This is a genomic window from Natronococcus occultus SP4 (assembly GCF_000328685.1).
Lineage (GTDB): Archaea > Halobacteriota > Halobacteria > Halobacteriales > Natrialbaceae > Natronococcus > Natronococcus occultus.
The window spans coordinates 3,317,403-3,334,620 of the sequence record NC_019974.1 but is presented as its reverse complement, the minus strand read 5'-3'; the positions used below and the strand labels follow the sequence as shown (position 1 = coordinate 3,334,620).

13 protein-coding genes are annotated in these 17,218 nt (G+C 65.8%); 4 read left to right on the top strand and 9 right to left on the bottom strand.

Going from position 1 to position 17,218, the window contains the following annotated elements; translation table 11 throughout:
* Nucleotides 1-242 precede the first annotated feature (242 nt).
* Entirely contained in the window at nucleotides 243-485 is a 243-nt protein-coding gene (locus NATOC_RS16275; RefSeq protein WP_015322574.1) for a sigma-70 family RNA polymerase sigma factor, read from the top strand.
* Between the two features lie 35 nt (nucleotides 486-520).
* Here NATOC_RS16275 and NATOC_RS16270 read toward each other — a convergent pair whose 3' ends face one another.
* The 4 genes from NATOC_RS16270 to NATOC_RS16255 form a co-directional block, all read right to left on the bottom strand.
* Complete coding sequence (locus NATOC_RS16270) at nucleotides 521-1,531, bottom strand: lipid II:glycine glycyltransferase FemX (protein WP_015322573.1); 1,011 nt, start codon at nucleotides 1,529-1,531, stop codon at nucleotides 521-523.
* A complete protein-coding gene (locus NATOC_RS16265) occupies nucleotides 1,528-3,153 on the bottom strand; it encodes an alkaline phosphatase family protein (protein ID WP_015322572.1) in 1,626 nt (541 codons plus the stop codon). Before NATOC_RS16265 ends, NATOC_RS16270 begins: the two co-directional genes overlap by 4 nt.
* 163 nt (nucleotides 3,154-3,316) lie before the next feature.
* Nucleotides 3,317-4,900: an ATP-binding protein gene (locus tag NATOC_RS16260; protein WP_015322571.1), complete on the bottom strand. Its 1,584-nt coding sequence runs from the start codon at nucleotides 4,898-4,900 to the stop codon at nucleotides 3,317-3,319.
* Between the two features lie 146 nt (nucleotides 4,901-5,046).
* Entirely contained in the window at nucleotides 5,047-6,555 is a 1,509-nt protein-coding gene (locus NATOC_RS16255; protein ID WP_015322570.1) for a chromate transporter, read from the bottom strand.
* 137 nt (nucleotides 6,556-6,692) lie between these two features.
* On the opposite strand from NATOC_RS16255, the gene NATOC_RS16250 reads away from it, so the two are divergent.
* Nucleotides 6,693-7,049, top strand: coding sequence for a winged helix-turn-helix transcriptional regulator (locus NATOC_RS16250; protein ID WP_015322569.1), 357 nt, complete (start codon nucleotides 6,693-6,695; stop codon nucleotides 7,047-7,049).
* Nucleotides 7,050-7,081: 32 nt separating this feature from the next.
* Here the strand turns inward: NATOC_RS16250 and NATOC_RS16245 are convergent, their stop codons facing one another.
* A complete protein-coding gene (locus NATOC_RS16245; protein WP_015322568.1) occupies nucleotides 7,082-9,022 on the bottom strand; it encodes a DEAD/DEAH box helicase in 1,941 nt (646 codons plus the stop codon).
* A gap of 99 nt (nucleotides 9,023-9,121) precedes the next feature.
* Here NATOC_RS16245 and NATOC_RS22470 point away from each other — a divergent pair, with 99 nt between their 5' ends.
* On the top strand, nucleotides 9,122-9,298 hold the full coding sequence (locus tag NATOC_RS22470) for a hypothetical protein (protein WP_015322567.1): 177 nt from the start codon (nucleotides 9,122-9,124) through the stop codon (nucleotides 9,296-9,298).
* Here NATOC_RS22470 and NATOC_RS16240 read toward each other — a convergent pair.
* A complete protein-coding gene (locus NATOC_RS16240; RefSeq protein WP_015322566.1) occupies nucleotides 9,291-10,250 on the bottom strand; it encodes a transcription initiation factor IIB in 960 nt (319 codons plus the stop codon). The two genes, NATOC_RS22470 and NATOC_RS16240, sit on opposite strands and share 8 nt — an antisense overlap.
* A gap of 726 nt (nucleotides 10,251-10,976) precedes the next feature.
* On the opposite strand from NATOC_RS16240, the gene NATOC_RS16235 reads away from it, so the two are divergent.
* Entirely contained in the window at nucleotides 10,977-11,573 is a 597-nt protein-coding gene (locus NATOC_RS16235) for a DUF7344 domain-containing protein (protein ID WP_015322565.1), read from the top strand.
* 265 nt (nucleotides 11,574-11,838) lie between these two features.
* Here the strand turns inward: NATOC_RS16235 and NATOC_RS16230 are convergent, their stop codons facing one another.
* The 3 genes from NATOC_RS16230 to NATOC_RS16220 all read right to left on the bottom strand — a co-directional run bounded on the left by NATOC_RS16230 (nucleotide 11,839) and on the right by NATOC_RS16220 (nucleotide 17,056).
* Nucleotides 11,839-13,584, bottom strand: a complete 1,746-nt coding sequence (locus NATOC_RS16230) for a hypothetical protein (protein ID WP_015322564.1) — start codon at nucleotides 13,582-13,584, stop codon at nucleotides 11,839-11,841.
* Nucleotides 13,585-13,989: 405 nt separating this feature from the next.
* On the bottom strand, nucleotides 13,990-14,928 hold the full coding sequence (locus NATOC_RS16225; RefSeq protein WP_049888817.1) for a hypothetical protein: 939 nt from the start codon (nucleotides 14,926-14,928) through the stop codon (nucleotides 13,990-13,992).
* A 331-nt stretch (nucleotides 14,929-15,259) separates the two neighbouring features.
* Nucleotides 15,260-17,056 carry a hypothetical protein gene (locus NATOC_RS16220; RefSeq protein ID WP_015322562.1) on the bottom strand — a complete coding sequence of 599 codons (1,797 nt, stop codon included), beginning with the start codon at nucleotides 17,054-17,056 and terminating at the stop codon, nucleotides 15,260-15,262.
* Between the last annotated feature and the right edge of the window lie 162 nt (nucleotides 17,057-17,218).

The following is a 17,218-nucleotide window of genomic DNA, read 5'->3' as shown; positions in this document are numbered from 1 at the left end:
TGTCGACTTCCGAAGACCGGACGACGTCCTCGGGATCGATTGTCGGCGCTCGAGCCCGGGTTCGGTTCGGTAGTCACACCCTATCCGCGTGAACCGTCACCATCGTATATAGGTCCGCTCGGTGGCGCTCCGGACGAGATGGGTTCACGTTCGACCGATCAGGAACCGATCCGTATCGTTCGCTCCGAGACGATCGCCGACGAGTGCGACCGGGCCACCGAGCCCGGTCGTCGCGACCCCCGATGAGCGCGACGGAGTCTGACGGTACTGAGACCGTCGTCTCGGAGCTGCCGCCCAGCTCGAAGCTCGTCTACAAGGTCCTCGAGTACGAGGGCGCGATGACCCAGGAGGAGATCGCCGCCGAGTCGCGGCTCTGTCCTCGAACCGTCAGGTACGCGCTGGGGACGCTCGCCGATCACGACGTGATCGACAGTCGGGCCTGCCTCGCCGACGCCAGACAGTCGAAGTACTGGATCCCGGACTAGCCGTTTCGGTTCAGAAACAGTTCGTTTGGGACCCCTTACCTGAGCTTTCGATACCGATCGACCAGCAGATCGAGGCCGAACGAGCCCGCAGTGATCGTGTAGTTGGTTTCGAGTCGGGGGTTGAACTTCGCCTTGTAGCGGTTGATACTCGGGACGCCGGCCCCGACGAGGTCGTAACGATCCAGCCCCGCCCGCAGCCCGTCGCGCATTACGTGCCAGTCGAGCAGGTCGTTGATCGGAAGCTCGACGTCGGTGTTCGGTTTCACCCCGCCCTGCCAGCGGTACCGGGTCGTCTGTGATTCGACGACCAGAATGCCCCCGACGAACTCGCCGTCGACCCGACAGACGTAGGGGCGGATCGCGCCGTCGGGGAGCTCGCGGTGAACCGCCCGGGCGAACGCGGGGTTCAGCTGAAACGATCGGCCCTGGCTCTCGTAGCGGGCGGCGACCTGGTCGACGATCCGCTCGACGTCGTCGGTGTCGCCTTCCTCGATAACGTAGGCGTCGGGATCGGCGTTGCGAACGTTGTTCCGGGCGTCGCTGCTGAACCGATCCAGTAAATCGTCCTCGCTGCCATCGAGGTCGACGACGTAGGTGTACCCCGGCTCGACGTCGTACTCGTTCCAGACGAACGGGCGGACGTCCTCGAACTCCGCGACGACGAACTTGGAGTACTGCGGGGAGAGTTCGCGGTCGATCCACTCGAAACAGCCCTCGAGAAACCGCTGGATCCGTCTGTCGGCCTTTCGCTGTTTGAGCTTGTCGACGTTCAGCGTCGACGGCCCGAGATAACACGACCACGCCCGTGGCGCCGGCGAGAACGCCCCCGTGATCGGCCCCTTCGTGTACTCGAACACCGGAAAGATGCCCACGGCCTCCTGGCCCTTGAATCCGGCAAGCAGATGTGGCGTCGTGTCGGTGTCCTCGGCCTGCAGCCGGATCGCTTCGACTCGACTGAACGGGTTCGTCCCGTCCGAGCGCTCGACGTACCGGTTCCACTCGTCGGCGTCTTCGACCGGATCGAGGGTGGTGACGTCGATACTCATAGGTACCCGAGATCCGAGAGGCGGTCCTCGACGACGCCGTCGTCGGTGGTGGCGATCGCCGCCGGTTCGTAGGTCGGGTAGTCGGCGACGCCGCTCTCCTCGACGATCGGCAGTGCGGTGCCGTCCATGTCGGCGTCGATCGGCACGTCGAACAGCGAACAGATCGTCGGCGCGATGTCGAAGATCGTCGCCCCCTCGAGGGGCACCGACTCGTCGAACGCCGAGCCCGTAGCGGCAACGACCCCGGTTCGCTTGTGGTTCCAGGGCTCCATCGGCTCGCCAAACTGGGACCGATCGAGATCGGCGCCGATCGCGTTGTCGAACCCCGCGGGGACGGTGACGATGTCGGGGCCGTTATCGAGATACGGCCCGTCGAAGTACCGCTCCCGGGGTTCGACGGCCTCGAACATCGGCTCCCCGTCGGGGGTACGAACCGCCGACAGCGCCGCGATGAGCTCGGCCCGAACCGTCTCGTACTCCGCGGGGGAAACCTGGCCGTTCGGCTCGCGCCCCTCGAGGTTGATCCGGACCCCGAGCTCGCTCTTCGAGCGGACGTAGGCCTCCGACACGGGGAAATCGACCTGGGTGCTCGCCGCCCGGAGCAGGTCGTTTGGAACGCGGCTGCCGATCGGCTCCGCGAGCCCGATCCGATCGAGTGCGGCGGCGATCCGCTGGGTCGTCAATCCGACCGTCGCGGCGGCGTTCAACGCCCGTTCGAGCGGCCCGGCCTCGTGGTCGGCGGCGTCCTCGCCGGCGAGCAGGTCGTTCTCCCAGGCCCGCGACCAGTCGGGCATCCCCTCGCCACCCTGGCGAGCGGCGACCAGTCCCTCCTCGCGGAGGTACTCGTTGAGCCGAAACTCGTGGCCCGAGACCCGCCCCATCCCGTGGTCGCTGACGACCAACACGTTCTCGGGATCGTGTCGCTCGATCGTCGCCTCGATCTGTCGATCGACCTCGCGGTAGACGGACTCGACCGCCCGCTTTTCGCCCCCGCGCTCGTGAAAGACCGAGTCGGTTTGCTGGAACTGCAGGAAACCGAAGTCGGGCTCGAAGCGCCGGCAGAGGTAGCGAAACGCCTTCCCTCGCAGTTCGGTCACCCGTTCGTACCCCTCGATCGACGCCGCAGACTCGGCCCCGTTCTGCGGGTAGATCCGATACTCCCCGCAGGCCTTCTCGACGTCCTCGAGGATCCCTTCGGGGTGACAGGCCGGATCCTCGGGCGCGGTCATCCCCGGGATCAACGCGCCGTCGAACGCTCGGGCCGGGTGAGTCACGGGGAGGTTGACAACGACGCTCGTGAACCCGTGGTCGCTCAGCAGCTCCCAGACGGGACGCTCGCGAACGTGGGTCGAGTTGACGACGGTCCAGTCGTAGCCGTCGAAGGAGAGAAAATCGAACACGCCGTGCTTGCCGGGATTTTTCCCGGTGTACAGCGACGGCCAGGCGCTGGCCGTCCAGGGCGGAATCTGGGACTCGAGGGTCCCGCTCGTCCCCGTCTCGAACAGCCGCCGTAACGTCGGTGTCTTCCCCGCCTCGAACAGCGGCTCGAGGATCGGCCGACAGCCGGCGTCGAGTCCGATGACGAGTAGTCGAAGCCCGTCTCCGTCGTTCGAACCATCCATAGGCGACTGCTGTGTCCGTCCGGGCTTTGTTATGCAACCGCTGGGTCGACTGTAGGTTGTCGCTTCGCCCCTTCGCCGGCCCGGGCCGAACGCGATCTCTCGGCGGTAAGAACCGCCTGCAGCCGGAAACGGTGCCGTACCGGCACGGTTCGACGGCGGGCGTTCAGTCGTCTGCCGACGCGTCGACCGCAGTCGCTCGGCCGCCGTCCTCGAGTGTGTAGGCGCCGTCGGCAGTTCGTTCGAGAACCGACCTGGTCCGAAGCTCCGAGACGAGACTCTGGACAGCGATCGTCGAGCGATCGACCCGCGTCGCCAGCGCCTCGGTCGCGAGTGGCCCCTCGCGAGCCAGCGTCTCGAGGACGCGCTCCCCAGTCTCGAGCGAGCACAGCGAGCCGTCGCAGGCCCGCTCGAGCGAATCGGCAACCGAGTCGTTCGCGAGGACGCCGTCGGCGTCGCCGTCCCGGTCCGCAGGGGCCGGGTCGGATTCGTCGTCGAACTCGGCGTAGCTGAGCTCCCGGCTCTCGTCCTCGAGCTCGGCGACGCGCTCGCGGAGCCGCTGGACCTCCTCGCGCAGCCGATCCCGCTCGTCGGTCCGGTCGGCGACCCGTTCGGTCAGCTCCTCGATGCGCTCCTCGCGGTCCTCGAGTTTCGACTCGAGCTCGACGACCTCCTCGTGGAGTCGGCGGCGCTCCTCGTCGTTGCCCGGCAGCTGGGTCTGGGTCGTTTCGACCCCGGCGACGGCGTCGGCCAGCTGCTGGGCGGCCGTCGAGATGTCCCGCGCGGATTCGAGCTCGTCCTCGAGGGTCGCGATGCGTTGCTCGCGTTTCTCGAGTTCGTCCTCGAGCTCGGCGACCCGGTTTTCCTCCCGTTGCTCCCGTTCGGAGATCGCCTGGAGATCGCCGACCAGCGTATCGGAGACCGACTTGAGATCGGGCCGTTCGAACTCCTCGAGCCCGGGGGTCGCGCCGGCGTCGAAGGTGCGCTTGCGGCGAAACTGGACCTTCCGGACGTCGGTCTCGGTCCAGTCGGTCTGGACGAACGCCTGGCCGTCGTCGAGCTCCGAGACGCGTTCTTTGTACTCGGTGTCGATGATGCGGCCGACGACCTTCGTGTCGTTGTCCCAGGTCAGGCGGTGCCAGACCAGCCAGTTGGCCTGCGTGATGAAGTCCTTCTTGACGTCCGCGGGCCGTTGGCTGATGCCGAGAATTCCGAGGCCGTGTTTCCGCCCGCGCTTGCCGATCTTGATCAGCATATTCCCCGTCTCGCCGACGCCGCCGCCCTCGGGGATGTACTCGTGGACCTCCTCAACGACCAGCAGGAACGGCTTTTTTAGCTTTTTCTCCTTGACGAACAGCTGGCGGGCGACCTCTCGCAACAGCTCGTCGGCGGCGTCGTCCTCGAGGTAGCCCGAGACGTCCAGGATGATCGGGACGTTCTCCTCTAAGGCCAGCGTCGCCATCTGCTCGGCGTGCTCGGGACCGATCTGGACGTCACACTCCTCGTCGGCGCCGGCGTGGAGCATCTCGTACTCCTCTTTCAGCCCGTAGTACTCGCCGTCGGTGTCGACGATCAGCAGGGGAAAGCCCGCCTCGAGGAGCTCCTCGGCGATCACCGAGGCGGTGTTCGACTTCCCTGAGCCCGACTTTCCGGTCGCGAACCCGCGACCCGTCAGCAGCTCGATCACCGGCAGCGTCAGCTCCGTACCGTCGGCGGTCTCGCCGACGAGGACCTCCCGCTGGTCGCTCACCGACCGACCACCCGCGGACGCGACTCGCTCATGATCACTGTGTTCGACGGCGAGACCTTGAATACTTTCTTCACGACGGGGTCGGCTACTCGACTCGTCGCCGTGACCCAAACGGACAGCCCCACGAGCCCGAGGGATGCGTCGGATCACGCGAGCACCACGAGGTGGTAGAACAGCCCGGCGGCCATCGCCGCGGCGAGCGTTCGGAGCATTCCCTGCTCGAACCGGAAGATCATCACGAACGAGCCGACGACGATCACCAGCGCGGCGACGTCGAGCGTCCCGAAGACGGGGACGAGGAGGTCCATCCCGTACGCGTCGTACGTCCAGTGATCCTCGAAGAGGACGTGCAGGCCGAACCAGACGGCGAGGTTGAGAATGATGCCGACGACGGCGGCGGTGATCCCCGACAGGGCCGCCGTCAGCGATTCTTTGCCGCGGAGGTACTCGATGTACGGCGCGCCGAGGAAAATAAAGAGGAAGCAGGGAACGAACGTCACCCAGGTGACGACGACCGAACCCAGAATGCCGGCAACGAGCGGCTCGAGGGTTCCTGGATTTCTGTAGGCCCCCATGAATCCGACGAACTGGACGACCTGCACGAGCGGGCCGGGCGTCGTCTCGGCCATCCCCAGGCCGTCGATCATCTCGCCCGGCTTGAGCCAGCCGTAGGTTGCGACGGCCTCCTGAGCGATGTAGGCGAGCACGGCGTACGCGCCGCCGAAGGTGACGACCGCCACCTGGCTGAAGAAGATCCCTTCCTGGGTAAAGATGTGGCCGGCGCCGAGAACGAGGTAGAGCCCCAGTAGCGGGCCGAACCAGAGTGTCCCCCAGAGGGCGGCGACGCGGGCAGCCCGCCACCCGGACGGTCGTTCGTGATCCGCGACGAGTTCGTCCGAGATGACGGCCTCGGTCTCGCTTTCGTCGCTCGCGATCGCTTCGCCCCGGTCGTCCGGACTCGCTTCATCCTCGTCGGGCGTTTCGGCCGCCACGTCCTCGTCGCTCTCGTCGCCACCATGTCCCGTGATAACGGTAAACACCTCTGGGGCGTACCGGTGGCCAAGGAAGCCGACGAGCCCTGCGGCGAGGATGATTATCGGAAACAGGACGTCGAAGACGAAGATCCCGACGAACGCGCCCGCGGCGATAGCGACCATCGCCGCGTTCGCCAGCGCTCGAGAGCCGATCCTGAGCAGGGCCTCGACGACGATCGCGAGGACGGCGGCCTGCAGGCCGAAGAAAATCGCTTCGACGATCGTCACCTCCCTGAACTCCGCGTAGAGGATACTGAGGAGGAGGATCGAGACGAACCCGGGGAGGATAAACAGCGTCCCGGCGACGATCCCGCCTTTCGTCTTGTGCAACAACCAGCCGATGTACGTCGCGAGCTGTTGTGCTTCCGGTCCCGGGAGCAACATCGTGTAGTTCATCGCGTGGAGGAACCGCCGCTCGCTGATCCAGCGCTTCTGCGAGACGAGTAGTTTGTGCATCACGCCGATCTGCCCGGCGGGGCCGCCGAAACTGTAAGCGGCGACCTGTACCCAGACCCAGAACGCCTCGCGAAACGAAACGTCGTGGTCGGGGCCCGAGGCGGCGTCCTCGGTCGGAGAAACCGTGTCGGTTGGTTCGTTCGAGCGAACCGGATCGTCCGTCATCAGTCACTATCGATCACGGACCGAAGTATAAGCTCAAGTCCGCCGTTCCATAGTCGGTTCGGGAGCCGACAGCCGCTTCGATCTCCCGAAGCGAGGGATGGAAAACAGGTATGCTCCCGGCCGCTGTTGGTCAGTGCATGACCGCCACCGAATGTGGATGTGGCTGTGACGAGCCCGAAGTCGCCTACTACGACCCGCTCGTCGACACGCTCGGGATCCTCGCGAACAAGTACGCCCTCGAGACGATCAGCGTCATCGACGCGCACGGGCCGATGCGGTTCGCAACGCTCGAGACGCACCTCCCGGACGCGAGCAGCTCGACGCTCTCGAGCAGGCTGCACGAACTCGTCGACGACGGGCTGGCGACGCGGACACAGTACGACGAGATCCCCCCGCGCGTCGAGTACGAACTGACCGAGCGCGGCCACGAACTCCGGGCGGCGCTCGAGCCGATACTCGAGTGGTCGTCGGCCCAGGAGATTCCCGCCGACTGACGGCTCGCCGGTATCGGCACCGACGTCTCGAGCTACTCCTCGTCGGTTCCCGCCGCGTCGACGTTCTGCTCGCGGACCGTGATCCCCTTCCGACCCAGGTGCTGGAGCTGTCGGCGAGCGAACTCCTCCTCTCGGGTGCCGCGGGTAGCGAGCACGTAGACGAGCGCCCCGCCCGCGGGTCGCATCGTGCGGCCGGCCCGCTGGGTTCCCTGTCGGCGCGAGCCCCCGAGCCCGGAGGCGACGATCGCCATGTCCGCGGTCGGGAGGTCGATCCCCTCGTCGCCGACCCGGGAGATCACCAGCAGGTCGCGTTCGTCCCGGCGGAACTCCTCGAGCAGCCGGCGCCGCTCGTGGTGGGGCGTCTCCCCGCTGAGGAAGGGGACGTCGAGCGCCGCGGCGAGCTCTCGACCCTGCTCCAAGTAGTCGACGAAGACCAGCGACTTCGCGCCCGGATGGGCCGACAGCAGGTATCGGATCTCGTCGATCTTTCCGCGATTCTGAGCCGCGATGCGGTACTTTTCGCGGCCCTCGGCGGAGCCGTAGGCGTTCTGCTGCTCCTCGTCGCCCCACGGGACGTAGCGGATCTCGAGTTCGGGCTCGGCGACGAAGCCGGCGTCGAACAGCGCCTCCCAGTCGGTGCCGATCGGCGGGCCGACCAGCGTGAAGATCTCTGTCTGGCGGTCGTCCTCGCGGATCGGGCTCGCTGACAGGCCCAGGCGGTGTCGAGACTGGAGGTGCGTGCTGCGACGATAGACGTCCGAGGGAACGTGCTGGCACTCGTCGAACACGACGAGTCCCCACTCGCGGTCGTCGAACAGCGAGCGGTGGCGATCCATCCCCGCGATCTGGTAGGTCGCGATCGTCACCGGCCGCACGTTCTTCTGGCCGCCGTGGTACTGGCCGATCTGGTGGGGGGAAAGCGAGGTGTACTCGGCGATCGTCTCGGCCCACTGGCGGGCCAGATCGCGACTCGGGACGAGGACGAGGGTCTCGCCGCCGACGTGGGCCATCGCCCCCATCGCGGCGACGGTCTTCCCGCTGCCCGGCGGGCCGACGAACACGCCCTCGCCGGCCTCGGCGAACCGATCGACCCACTCGTGTTGGTACTCCCGCAGCGAGACCTCGAGGTCGATCTCGAGTTCCTCGCCGGACTCGAGCTCGCGGTGGTCCTGGACCGGGTAGCCCGCCTCGTACAGAATGCGTTTGATCGCGGCCTCGGATCCCTCGCGGACCCAGTCCTCGGTCTCGGAGATCGGCGCGTGGACGTGTTCCTCGTCTAACTTCTGGCGGGCGACGTTGCCCATGATCTCCGGGGTCTGGGCCTCGAGGACGGTGTAGCCGTCCTCGTGAGTCGTCAGCCGGAACTGGTGGGCCCGATCCCACTGGCTCTCGACCCAGTCCTCGAGATCCTCGTTGCGCTGGCCGAGCGCCTGGCGCATCGTTCGGGCCAGCTCCTCGAAGGAGTCGTGGGGCGTTCCCCAGACGTCCTCGGGTCGGACGACGTAGCGGTATCCCTGCTCGCCGTTGGCGTCGGCGAGGTGGGCGAACTGCGAGAGCTGCGCCCGCGTGAACTGATCGGGCCGATCGACGACGATCTCGCGGCGCTTCGGGAAGACGACGACCCGCTCGCGGTCCGTGAGGTCCTCGAACTCGCTCGGGTACCAGACGACGGGATCCGTCGACACCGAGAGGCGCTCGAGTTCGCCCCGGTCGGCGAGGAGTTCCAGCCGTTCGCTCGCGTCTTCGTGGGGAATTTCGAGGGCACGGGCGACCGCGGCCGCGGTGAGTACCGGGGTCCCCTCCCGCTGGGAGGCGTCGTGGAACTCCGCGATCGTCGGCTCGTCGTCCTCGAGAGGCGTCGGCTCCGAATCGGTCGACGCTTCGTCGGCTGCGCTGCTCGGGGCGTCGTCCGTTTCGTCGGTCACCTCGCGCTCGGTGCGATCGTCGGCGTCGCTCGAGGAGTCGTCGGTCACTGGCGGGCCTAGCAGGAGTGCGGATAAACCGGTTGCGTTCGACGCGGCCCCGAACCGGTCCCCACACTATATGCGGATTGACACCGTAATACACGCCGCATGTTCCGCGCGATTCTGCCCGAGGGACAGGTCGTCTGCGAACGGTACGACCGAACCGACGACGGCCTCGAGCTGTACAACGCCGACGACGAGTTTGTCGCGTTCGTCCCCTACGAGAACCTCCACGCGTTGCTGGACGACGACGTCTACAGCGAGAACGAGCGGTCGATCATGTAGCCGGCTGCTGGTCGATAGCCTCGAGCTGCTCGCGGTACCGGTTTCTGACGGTGACGACGGTCGTCTGTGCCGTGTCGGCGACCGCCCGCTGGGGGATCGTCTCCTCGCAGAGCAACCCTGCGGCGTAGATGGCCGCGGCCGCGAACCCCGTGGGCGACTTGCCGGAGTGAAGCCCCTGATTCGTCGTCTCATCGATGATCTCGATCGCCTTCGACTCGACGTCCTTGTCGACGTCGAGCTCCGAGCAGAACCGCGGAACGAACTGGCGGGGGTTGGTCGGCTCGAGGTTGATGTCGAGTTCGTCGGCGACGTAGCGGTAGGTGCGCCCGATCTCGCGCTGGTCGACCCGGGAGACGGCCGTCACCTCCTCGAGGCTGCGCGGAATGCCCTCCTTTCGACAGGCGGTGTAGAGAGCACTGGTCGCGACGCCCTCGATCGAGCGCCCCCGAATGAGGTCCTGGTCGAGCGCCTGGCGGTAGATGACGCTGGCGGTCTCCTTGACGGGTTTCGGAACCCCGAGGGCGCTGACCATCCGATCGATCTCCGAGAGTGCGTACTTGAGGTTTCGTTCGCCGGCGTTTTTCGTCCGGATGCGCTCCTGCCAGACCCGGAGCCGGTGGAGCTGACCGTGCTTGTCGGCCGACATCGAGTGGCCGTTGGCGTCGCGGTTGCGCCAGTCGATCGTCGTCGTCAGTCCGCGGTCGTGCATCGACTGGGTCAGCGGCGCGCCGACCCGCGAGAGCTCGTCGTGTTCCTGTGCGTTGAACGCCCGCCACTCCGGCCCGTAGTCGATCGGGTCCTCGGTCAACACGAGTCCACACTCCTCACAGACCCGCTCGCCGCGGTCCGGATCGTGGACGATCGTCTCGGTTTCGCAGTCGGGACACAGGCCTGCCTCTCGACCGCGCGACTCCGATTCAGCTCTGGCGTGATCGATGATGGACCGCGTCATCAGTACCGAGAGAAGCCGTCCCGACACTGTAAGGGGTTCACATGGTTTCGCGAGAAACCGCGACTTACTGATTCGGCTCGGTCCCACCCCCCGCGAATCCACCGGCGGCTCGCCGACCGACTCGCCCGACTGTGGATTCGCGACGACGACAACGGCGGCCCTCGAGGGACGTCAACTGACGATACTGGTTGTCGCAACGGTGGCGGGCCGGAGGGCGCGTTCGCCGAAACCGTGCCGATTCTATCGTTTCGCCGGGGACAGATGGTAAATCCCACGTTCATTCTGTAACCCCCGTTTGCGCGTTCGAACCGTCGGTCGACTTTATAGACTTGCAGTCGAAGGGTTGGATCCAGTGTCGCGTTACCGACCTACTCGTCTTCACCGTCGACATCCCTTCGCTCGGTGTACGTGGTCACTACAGGTCGCCAATCGATCGATACCACGCGTGCTCGGGCAAGCGGATCGGGCCGCCTGCTGTCGGTTCTCGAAAGCGCCGCGGCGACCGATCGGTCGCCGCTCCGTCCGGACTTTGCAGACGGTGCGAAACGTAGTTGTGCTTAAGAGAATCAGTGTTGGCGTACAACCTGGTGTGTCAATCGTGATCGCAACGTCCCCCCCGAATCGACAGCGGTCGCTGTCGGCGCGACAGGCCGACCGACCGGACGACTACCGGTTTCGCGCGAAACCGACAGGAGCCGAACGGAAAGGTGGTGGAGGCGTCCCGTAATGTCCTCGATCGACAGCTCACTGCCTGACGAAATCGCGTCGGTCGCAGAGACCGACGAGGATGGCCGACTCTCGAAAGACATCATCTTCGAGCTGCTGAAAAACCGTCGACGACGGGAGGTACTAACCTACCTCCTCGAGGCCGACGAGACCGTCACACTCGGCGAGCTCGCCGAGCAGATCGCCGCCTGGGAAAACGACACCGACGTCAACGCCCTGAGCTCCGACCAGCGAAAGCGGGTGTACGTCGCACTCTACCAGACTCACCTGCCGAAGATGGACGACGCCGGGATCGTCGAATACGATCAGGACCGTGGGCTCATCACGTTGGCCGACAACGCCGATCTGCTCATGATGTATCTCGACACCGACACCCACCAGCAGGATCGGTGGGACCGGTGGTACGCCGCGTTGAGCGTCGCCGGGATCGCTGTCGTCGCCGCGGCGACGGTCGGCGTGCCGCCGCTCGCGGCCGTGCCGACACTGGCACTCGCCGGCGCCGTCGTCGGCGCGTTCTCCCTGCTGACGGTCGCCCACGTCGTCACGAACCGTCAGGAGGAACAGTCCGTCAACGGGAAGCTCTCACGAATCGAGTGAGCCGATCGCGATCCCTCTCTCGACTCGTCGAACGTCGCGAGCGGAGTCGGAAGACTGCGAGCCGCGATCGACGCTCGAGAAGGACTTTTGTTCACGGATCTCGTACTCATATTTGGCTCCCGACGTCGATCCAGTACCGGAACAGTTCGCGTGCCAGCTGCTGTTCCTGGCGTGGGGGCCATTCGTCAGCCGACCGAGTCGTGAGCGACGGCGCCGCTGTGTCCGTCACAGGCTCATTGCACCGGCGAGGACGGGCCGGCCGCACTCACTGATTGCGGGCGTTGTACTGGACGTCGACGTCGGCGTCGCCGTCGAGCTGGAACGCCGTGATCTCGCCCTCGAACCAGTAGGCGTCGATCCAGTCGGCGACGCTGCCCCGAACCGTCGCGCCCTCGATGACGTCTCCGTCGTCGATCGAGGCGTCGCGGTACTCCGATTTGACGACCTCGCCGTCGATCGTAAACGAGTACGTGCTCGGCCCGTCGGCCTCCGTACCGTCGATCACCAGTGCGTGGGAGAGCAGCTCCTGGTCGCCGTACTCGTCGGGGTCGACCTCCCCGCCGTCGACGAGGACGCGCGCTTCGCCCTCGGTGAACGTGACGTCGGTGAGCACCCCCGAGTACCGGAACCGCTGGCTGTCGTCGGTCACCGAATCCTGCACGGTCGAGCCCGACGTGGAGGGCGCGTCGGCCTCGTCGGCGGCCTCGATCGTGCCGTCGACCGTAATCTCGTAGCTCGCGGGCTCGCCGGTCCCCTCGACCTCGAGGACGTGGGGGAGCGCCGGCCCGTACTCGTCGGGATCAACCGCCTCCCCGTCGAGGACCACTGCGGCCGGCCCGTCGGCGGTGACGAGCTCGAGGTCGCCGTCGAACCGGAACACGTCCGTCCAGTTGCCGACGATTCCGTGGACCGTCCCGTCGTCGATCGGGTCCTCGCCCGCGGGGGCGACCTCGCCGTCGACGGCGAACTCGTAGCGGGTCGCGGTCGAGTCCTCGCCCTCGAAGCGGATCTCGGTCGGCAGCTCGGTCTCCTCGTCGGTCGCGGGGTCCGGTGAACGTCTTGATCTCCCTCCGGACGCGGCCTCTTCCGCGGAGGTCGGAACGCCCTCGGGAACCGAGAGGGCGGGACCGTTGGTGACGTCGCCGAGCTGGACCTGGCCCTGGGTGTCGCCGCTGTAGGCGCCCGACCGGAAGTCGATCGTTCCGCCCTCGTGGGTGAGCAGTGCCGCGGCGTACGGGCCGGCCGCGAACTCCGAGTTCTCGATCGTCACCGGACCGGGCGACCAGGCCCAGACGGGACGGCCGTGCTGTTCGGTGTACCCGCCCCAGCTCCCGTTCTCGGTGGAGTAGTCGGTGTCGTCGTTGTACGCGACACAGTCGACGATGACGTCCTCGGCGCTCGCTGCTCGGAACGTCGAGACGCCGTTGTTCTTGCCGTAACAGGACTCGAAGCGAACGCTGCCGCCGTTGGCCGTGTTCGAACAGTAGAAGCCGTTGTTGGGCCATCCCTGAACGTTGCAGTTCCGGAAGGTCACGTCGGCGTTACTGTCCCGGTGCAGGAAGATCGCGCCGGGTCCGTGAACGAAGCTCGCGCCGCTTTTGTTCGCACCGTCGCCGAGGTAGACGTTCTCGACGAGGACGTCGCCGGACGGGACGTTGATCGTGATCGCGAAGTCTCCACCCTGATAGAGCCCCGAGAAGCCGACGTTTCGGATCGTGGCGCCGGAGCCGGTGACGTTCAGCAGGATTCCGTTCCCGGTCGAGACGTCGATCAGCGTGTTCTCGAAGGTCTCGCCCTCGCCGATCTGGATCGTCTGGCCGCTGGCCTCGATGACCTCGTACTCCTCGTCACCGCTCGCAGTGCCAGTGAAGGCAGCCGCAGCGGCGGTCGCTCCGGCCAGTTTCATGTAGCTCCGTCGATCCAGTAATCCGGTATTACTGCCCGTTTCCGACGGCTCGTCGCCGTCACCGCCGAACCGCTCCGTATCAAGTACCGAAGGTTCGCGTGCCATTGCAACCGAGTAATTCCACACTACCGGTATAAAGTTTCTCTTCTAGCTTGTCTAAAATTAACAGACACTCAATCGGAGGTGTTGGTTAGTTACGTAGATTTTCTATTTTATCCCATGGAATATTATATACACGAAATTCCGACGGCTCTCCGAGAGCCGTCGATTCTCGGGGCAAGACGTTTCGGTCGTCACGGAACCAGTCGAAATAAGAACTCGTTATCGGCGGCGTTGCGGTCGTCGACGGCGAAGTCGTCGAACGAGGACGACCCGTCGGAAGAAAGAGGGTAACGTCGGCGAGTCGGTACGCCGGTGGAAGGCTGCGTCAGCGGGTGGAAGGCTGCGTCAGCGGGTGGAAGGCTGCGTCAGCGGTGGACTCGCGCTGTCGAGCCGAATCGATTGCCGTCGTTACTCGCCGGCCGCCTCTTCGGCACTCCTCGGGACGCCCTCGGGCACGAACGCCTCGGGATCGGTGCCGACGTCGTCCTCGAGCTGGACCGTCGAGCCGTCGTGTTCGGCAACCCCCGCCCCCTCGTCGTAGTCGGTGTTGCTCACGACGACGTCCGTTCCGTTCCCGTTCGCGCCGGCGTCGATCGCCGTGTTCGCGCCGTTCATCTCGATCTGGCAGCCCTCGACCTCGACGGTCCCGGGCGCCCACGCCCAGATGCCGCGACCCTCGAAGCCGTCCTGGTCGACCAGCACGCTCGAGTTCGTGACGCGGCTCCCTTCGGTGGCGATCCGGAAGTGGGAGACGTAACAGTTCGCGGCGAAGCAGCTGTCGATGTGGACGGTGCCGCCCCCGCCGTTTCCGGGCGCGGAGGCATAGATCGCGTTGTCGGCGAACCCCTGGATGTTGAGGTTCTGGAAGTCGATGTGACCGGAGTGGTCGGGGTTGACCCAGAAGGCGGTCTGGCCGTGCCCGGTTCCGGAGCCGTTTCGACCGTCCGAGCCGTCACCGAGGTAGACGTTCTCGACGGTGCTCGTTCCCCCGCCCGTGTCGGCAACGCCGAACGTCGCGGAGCCGGCACCGGAGGTGTTCTCGCCGTGGAACCCGACGTTGCGGATCGTCCAGTCGGTCCCCTCGGCGTTGATGATGATATCACCGCCGGTGGTCATGTCGATCAGCTTGTTCTCCCAGGTCTCGCCGTCGCTGATCGTGACGGTCTGGCCGTCGGCTTCGATAACCTCGTACTCCTCGTCGGCAGCGGCGGTGCCCGTTGCACCAACCGAGACCGCTGCCGTGGCGACCGCTGCGAGCGACTGCACGTAGTTACGACGCGTTAACGACTTCTTACTGCCGGTATTCGTCGTGTTACTCGCATCGGCCGTACGGGGATTCTGCGCCATACAGTTTCGTAACCTGTCCTTACGACCCATAAACCTTTTCTTGTTATCTTGGGTTAAATCTACAGAGAATATTGGTGACAGCACAGATATGGTCAGAATGTATGGAGTACCGTTCACGAACTTACGAAAGTATTCTGGTGGACTCTGTATCGCGAGGACGACGGTTAGCATTGAGTTGTCGCGATAAGGGAGCCGTTTCCGGGGACGGCGCCGACCTAATTCGATCGAGTAATCGTGGCGTTCGGAACGGATCGTCACACCGACGGTCGTTACTCGGCCAGCAAGGGAGGATTATCGGCGCGGTCGGCGTTCGACGAGGACGTCCTGCGCGCTACTCCTCCCCGTCACCCGTGACGTCGTACATCCGGAAGTCGTCGCTCGAGATCACCCGGTCTGCGGTCGGGTCGTAGGCGAGGCCACGGTAGGCGGCTTCCTCGTAACGCAGCCCCTGGTAGACGTCGAACTCGCGGGTCTCGTCGAAGGCGGTAACGACGAGGTAGTGGTCGGCGTCGTTGTATGCACCGCCGTACTCACCCTCGTTGAACGCCTCGGCGTCGAGTTCGCCACTCGCTGCGGTTCCCGCCGTCAGCGACTCCTCACCCTCGAGCCCGTTGATTCCGTGATCGAACCGGTACGGATCGTACCCGATACCCGCGTACGGTCTGTCCCCGACGCCGTGGTCCATCCCGGTCTCGTACCCGTTGAACGTCGACTCGGAGACGTGCTGTCCGGGGCTGTAGATGATCGGCGAGGCAAAGACGGTCAACAGCCCGAGGACGAGACAGGCACCGAGCACTACCGCCGCGACGCCGGTCGCGCCCGGGCGTGAAACGAACCGCGAGAGCCCGCCGAGCCCGTGTGCGATCGCGACGCCGGCGAGGATCGTCAACACGACGTAAATAAAGCCCATCTGCCGGAACGCCATGTTCGGGGTTCCGAGGAAGTACAGCAAGAACATGCCGCCCAGCGGGACGAGCGCGGCGACGAAGTAGGTGACGAGCGCGCGCCCCTCCGTGTCCAGTCGCGTTCGTCCGAGCAGGACCAACAGCAGGAAACAGCCGACGAGCAGGCCGACGACCGCGGCGTCGAGAAACATCGTCACGAACAGCTCCGCGAGGCTCCCGCCGATCTCGGTGAGCGATCCCCCCTGCTGGTCGATCTCCTCGCCCGCGCCGACGTCTGCCGCGAAGATCCCGGTGACGAACCCCTCGGCGGCGTCGCGAAACCGCTGGTTGGTCACCGCCCAGGCGCCGAAGATCGTCCCGAGGACGACCGTCTGGGTGTGCAGCGTCGGCTGTTCGAGCATCGGGTGATCGACGCTCCGTCGACTCACGATCCACTGGAGGGCGCTGATCGCCGCGACGAGGACGACGACGTTGACCATCTGCTGGGGGTGGACGAGCAGGAGCGTGATCGCCGAGAGATAGACGAGGACGCTAAACGGCGACAGGCCGAAGGGGAGCCGCTCGATCGTCGCGCGACGGCGCAGGTAGGCGACGACGGCGAAGACGACGACGGGGACGAGAAACAGCGCGTTCGAGTTCGTGTGGACGCCCATGTGGGTCGCGATGTTGTTGATCGGTAACACCATCCAGGAGACGATCGCCGCGACGCCGACCGCGAGACCGTTCCCGCTCAGATCACGCACGACGAGCGGGACGAAAAGCAAGAACGGGACGAACGTGACCACGAGCGCGAAGAGCAACCCGCGCTCGATCGGGATCCCCCCGAGAACGTAAAAGAGCGAGCCCAGCGAGTGAACGGCGGGGTAAAACAGCTCGTAGGCCGCCATCTCGCCCTCGACGATGTCCCTGGTCCAGCCCAGATGCGAGAGCGCGTCGCCCATCCCGTAGAAGTGATACCCCCGAACTACCGGCAGACTCACGATCGTGGTCACCGCGGTCGCTCCGAGACCGATCCCGACCGCCTGCTCGCGACCGCGACAGGTAAGCGCCGTCGCGACCGCGATCGCCAGCGCGAGCGCGACCCCGATCCAGACCGGCGTCGGCGTTCCGGCATAGACCGAGGCCTCGTACGTCCTTGCGGGGGACGCACGCGCGAGTGCGATTCCGGCCGCGAGCGCGAGAAAGCCGACGGCGAACAGCCAGTCGAGGACGCGCCGGCTCATCGGTTCGCGCTCCGACGGCCTCCCGGTGGTGTCTCGGTACACATATCCTGGCGCGAGCGTCGTCGACGGCGGGGTTTGTTATAGGGAACCTATCGATTCGGGGTCGACCGCGTCTCGGGTTCGGTTCCGTCCTGACCGGCGAAACAGGTTGAAACGCCGGTT